Source organism: Chitinophaga sp., assembly GCF_036569125.1.
Lineage (GTDB): Bacteria > Bacteroidota > Bacteroidia > Chitinophagales > Chitinophagaceae > Chitinophaga.
Genome location: NZ_DATCRF010000622.1, coordinates 1 through 4,525 on the forward strand (window position 1 = coordinate 1; position 4,525 = coordinate 4,525).

A 4,525-nucleotide genomic window follows, 5' to 3' on the forward strand; every position below is an offset into this window, starting at 1 on the left:
GCTATGGACCCTGCTGCACCTGCGCTGGTACAAGAACGTAGTAGCCAAGGATGGCGGCAACGGCAGCCGCAATAACTGTACGGGTGCGGATGGGGAGGATATTATTATTGAAGTGCCACCCGGCACCCAGGTGCGCGATGAGGAAACCGGGGAGCTGGAAGCAGAGATCCTGAACGACGGGCAGGAAGTGATCTTAATGCCGGGCGGCATGGGCGGCCGGGGTAATGCCTACTTTAAAACATCCACCAACCAAACGCCGGAATATTCCCAACCCGGTGAGCCCGGCCGGGAAGGCTGGAAGGTGCTGGAGCTGAAAGTGCTGGCAGATGTAGGGCTGGTGGGTTTTCCCAACGCCGGCAAATCTACCCTGCTTTCAACCATCACTGCTGCCAAACCTAAAATTGCCGACTACGCATTTACTACTCTTACTCCCAACCTGGGCATGGTAGCTTACCGCAATAACCAATCGTTCTGCATTGCCGATCTGCCGGGTATTATTGAAGGCGCCCATGAAGGCCGTGGCCTGGGGCACCGTTTCCTGCGCCATATAGAACGTAACGCCGTACTGTTATTCCTGATACCGGCGGATAGTAAGGATCACCGCCAGGAGTTCGACATTCTGTTGAATGAGCTGGAACAATATAATCCTGAGCTGCTGGATAAGCAATTCCTGCTGGCCATCAGCAAAAGCGATATGCTGGATGAGGAGCTGAAAACCGCTATAGCAGCGGAGCTGCCGGCAGATGTACCGCATGTGTTCATCTCCTCCGTTACCCAACAGGGGCTCAGTGAGCTGAAGGATCTTTTGTGGAAAGCATTAAATAATTAATAGACGGCGCTTATACCTGCATAAATAATATCATTAAAAAAATTCTGGTTTATTACTGACCTTTGCATTGTCATTCAATGCGAGCAACCCCTCCCTATTCCAATACTTCTCTTAAAAAAGGATTTTTTATGCAAACGCAAGGACCCGAATTAAAATTCCGCACCCGCAGATGGGTGAAACCGGAAGACCTGAACCCTAACCACACCTTATTTGGCGGCAGCCTATTGAAATGGATAGATGAAGAAGCTGTGATCTACGCCATTCTGCAGCTTAACAACCCGCATGTGGTTACCAAGTTTATTTCAGAGATCAACTTTATAAGCGCTCCCCGCTTAGGAGATATTATTGAGCTGGGTATAGTAGCTACCCACTTTGGTACTACTTCTATTACGCTGAAATGTGAGGTCAGGAACAAGATCACCCAGGAACCGGTACTGGCTATAGAAAAAATGGTGTTCGTAAATGTGGATGAAAGCGGAAAGCCCACGCCACACGGTAAAACCGCCATTACATTTGCCAAAGACCGCTTAAGGGATAATCCTGATCCTGCAAGACTGAATTAAGTTTTAGGCGGAAAGATCACAGAGCGCCGTTTTACGGGCATCCCTAACCCGGATCACCCGGGCGCCGGTGAGTAAAATGCCCATTGCCAGCAGGGAGCAGCCGGCCATTACCCCCGTCATAGGAAAAGTAGTATGATCTATTTTGCTTAACAGGCTCACAGCTACAGAGGCCAGCGCCCCCAGCCCCATTTGTAAAGCGCCCATGAGCGCAGATGCGCTACCCGCATTTTTAGAGAACGGCGCCATGGACAGGGCCGATGCATTGGGGAAAATAAAGCCTGCGCATGACAGGTACATGAAAATAAGCACCAGCGTACCGCTAAACCCTATCCAGCCATTTGTGCTGGCCGTTACCAATACCAGGGCTATAATAGTTTGAGTGATCAATGCAGTTACGATCAGCTGCTCACTCTTATACTTTCTGAGCATTACGCTATTCACCTGCCCCGCACCTATCAAACCCGCTGCCAGCAAAGCAAATATGAGACTGTATTGCGTGCCGGACACTTTAAAGATCTCCAGGAACACGTTGGGCGAACCCGCTACATACGTCAGCAATCCTGCAAAGGAAATAGCGCCGGTTAAAGCGTAGGTGGTGAACCGCGGCTCCTGCACGACGGAGAGAAAGCTGCGTGTAATAGGCCCCGGCTTTAAAGAGTAGCTGGGATCCGGTGCGCTGCTTTCCGGCAAGCCCCAGAAAGCGGCGGCCAGTATCACGGCGGCCAGCGCGGTAAGAATTATAAAAATGTAATGCCAGCCCAGGAACTCACTTACATACCCGCCAATGGCCGGCGCCAGCATGGGTGATGCGCCTACTACCAGCAGCAGCATGGAAAATACTTTTGCATTATCCTCAACCGGGAACAGGTCGCGCACCATAGCGGTGGATGCTACGGTGGCTGCGCAGCAACCTAATGCCTGTAAAAAGCGCAGTACGATCAATGCCTCCACAGAGGTAGCCATCACACAACCCAAGGAAGCCAGCAGGTACACCAGCAAGCCTATATGTAAAGGACGCTTACGGCCAAAACGGTCCAGCAGCGGGCCATACAGCAGCTGCCCGGCAGATACGCCAATAAAAAAGCTGGATAAAGAAAGTGCTACTGCTGCAATGTCGCTATGCAGGTCTTTGGCAATTGCCGGGAAACCCGGCAGGTACATATCAATAGAAAAAGGCGCCAATGCTGTCAAGGCGCCTAATATGATGATGAGGAAGAAATATCTGCTCTTGGTCATAATGCCCGGGTATTGGTTATACTTCACAAAAGTACACAAGGTATATTTGGGAGGTATGTACCAAATCCCGGTATTAATTGTACTTATACCGGATCGGTTTCCCTAGTTTTCTGATTGATATTCAGGCGCCGGTATAGGCACTTTATTTCCTGCTGGTTGGTTCAGTTTGTTACTTTCCTTCACTTTCACCGGTACGCCGCGTATATCCCATACAATACCCAGCGCGCCTAAGGTGCGGATGATATAGTATGTGATATCAATTTCCCACCAGTAAAAGCCCTGCCGGGCAGCGCTTTGATAATAGTGGTGGTTGTTGTGCCAGCCTTCACCCAGCGTTACCAGCGCCAGCACCAGGCTGTTGCGGGATTGATCGCCGGTTTTATAACGCTGCTTACCGATCTTATGCATCAGGGAGTTGATGGTAAAGGTGCCGTGAAACAGTATGATGGTGCTCAGGAAGAACCCGATCAGCAAGGTAGAAACCCCTGCGCCCCAGTCGAAGAAACCAGTACCGTTCACTTTGTTACCTACAAAGTATACTGCAATAGCTAAGATCACCGGCGGTACAAAATGATATTTGTTGAGCCAGTACAGCTCTTTATGCTTCATATCCTTGATAAGCTCATAACGGGTGGGCTTGTATTCCGGCCCCATGATCCAGCCAATATGCGCATACCAGAAACCATACAGGTTTGCAGAGTGCGGATCTTCGGGTGTATCGCTATGCTTATGGTGAACACGGTGATTAGCAGCCCACCACAGTACCCCTTTCTGAAAGCTGCTTTGTGCGCCGCCTGCCAGTATAAACTGGAAAAAGCGCGATGTTTTAAAAGCGCGGTGTGAAAAATAGCGATGATAACCGCCGGTTACAAAAAACATGCGTACTACATACAGCGCCGCGCACAAGATCCAGTCAAACGCTGTTACGTGTGTAAAGAAAGCCAGTAAAGGTATCAGGTGCATGCCCATGAAGTCCATCTCATGCAGCCATTTAGGCCGCTCCCTGTGTTGTTTTGTGATGTTCATTATTCAAAAGTAGGATGATAGTTTCTTTTATCCAATGATTTAAATCATATGGTAACGTACTGTTAAGATATGGTTCATTTATAAAATTAGTACATATCCGGGTTATAATAAGAGATTAATACCCTTTGATGTAAATAAATTACCATAGAATTACTTTATTTTACGTCAAATCCCGGATACCTGTGAAATACACTATCACTACCCTTGCGTGCGCTGTTATACTGGGCGCATGTTCCGCACCGGCTGCACCGCCCGTTGCTGCTACAGACAGTACTGCTGTTGGACTCGCCTTACCGGAACAAAAAGCCATAGGCCTTTATAAGGGTGATTTTGGCGGGGCGCCCATTTTTATTACCATCAATTATACCAGCCCCAATCACCTGGCAGGTTATAATGTGCATAAAGGTTTGCGGCGTAACCTTAGCGGAACGCTGAAACAAGAGGGGGATAGCTGGGTGGTTCGCCTGAATGAACCCGGTGACCACCCGTACGACGGACATTTTGAGCTGGTGTTTGATAAAGGGTTTACTACTGCCAAAGGGCACTGGACGCCATTGGACAAGAAAACGCTGCATGAAAAAAGCTTTACATTAAGCCAGGTAGAACGTACTGACGGCACTGAAGATACCGGTGTGCTGAACTACCCCTTTACCAGTGAGCAGGGTGAGATGTACTTTGATGAAGACGGCAGCTGCCTGTTCGAATATTATTCAAAGTTAACCGACACCACCAATGCTGAACAATCCATTACACTGAAAGGCACCTGGGAACAGCGGGGCGATACCATACGGGTGAACTGGCAGCCCAATGAACAATTCCCTAAACGTAACAGCATTTTTATCTTACAGTTTGATGAGGATAAAAGATATAG

Annotated in this window: 5 protein-coding genes; 3 read left to right on the forward strand and 2 right to left on the reverse strand. The window is 48.9% G+C overall.

Annotated elements, in window-relative coordinates; genetic code table 11:
- Both obgE and VIM87_RS23225 read left to right on the forward strand, forming a co-directional pair.
- The coding region (gene obgE, locus VIM87_RS23220; RefSeq protein WP_331999314.1) for a GTPase ObgE at positions 1 to 829 on the forward strand (829 nt) is incomplete at its 5' end.
- Between the two features lie 128 nt (positions 830 to 957).
- Positions 958 to 1,392 (forward strand): acyl-CoA thioesterase, encoded by a 435-nt coding sequence (locus VIM87_RS23225; RefSeq protein WP_331999315.1) that lies wholly within the window; start codon positions 958 to 960, stop codon positions 1,390 to 1,392.
- 3 nt (positions 1,393 to 1,395) lie between these two features.
- Here the strand turns inward: VIM87_RS23225 and VIM87_RS23230 are convergent, their stop codons facing one another.
- Positions 1,396 to 2,628: a multidrug effflux MFS transporter gene (locus tag VIM87_RS23230; RefSeq protein ID WP_331999316.1), complete on the reverse strand. Its 1,233-nt coding sequence runs from the start codon at positions 2,626 to 2,628 to the stop codon at positions 1,396 to 1,398.
- A gap of 102 nt (positions 2,629 to 2,730) precedes the next feature.
- Entirely contained in the window at positions 2,731 to 3,654 is a 924-nt protein-coding gene (locus VIM87_RS23235) for an acyl-CoA desaturase (RefSeq protein ID WP_331999317.1), read from the reverse strand.
- A 182-nt stretch (positions 3,655 to 3,836) separates the two neighbouring features.
- Between VIM87_RS23235 and VIM87_RS23240 the strand changes: the two genes are divergently transcribed.
- On the forward strand, positions 3,837 to 4,525 hold a 689-nt coding region (locus VIM87_RS23240; RefSeq protein WP_331999318.1), incomplete at its 3' end, for a hypothetical protein.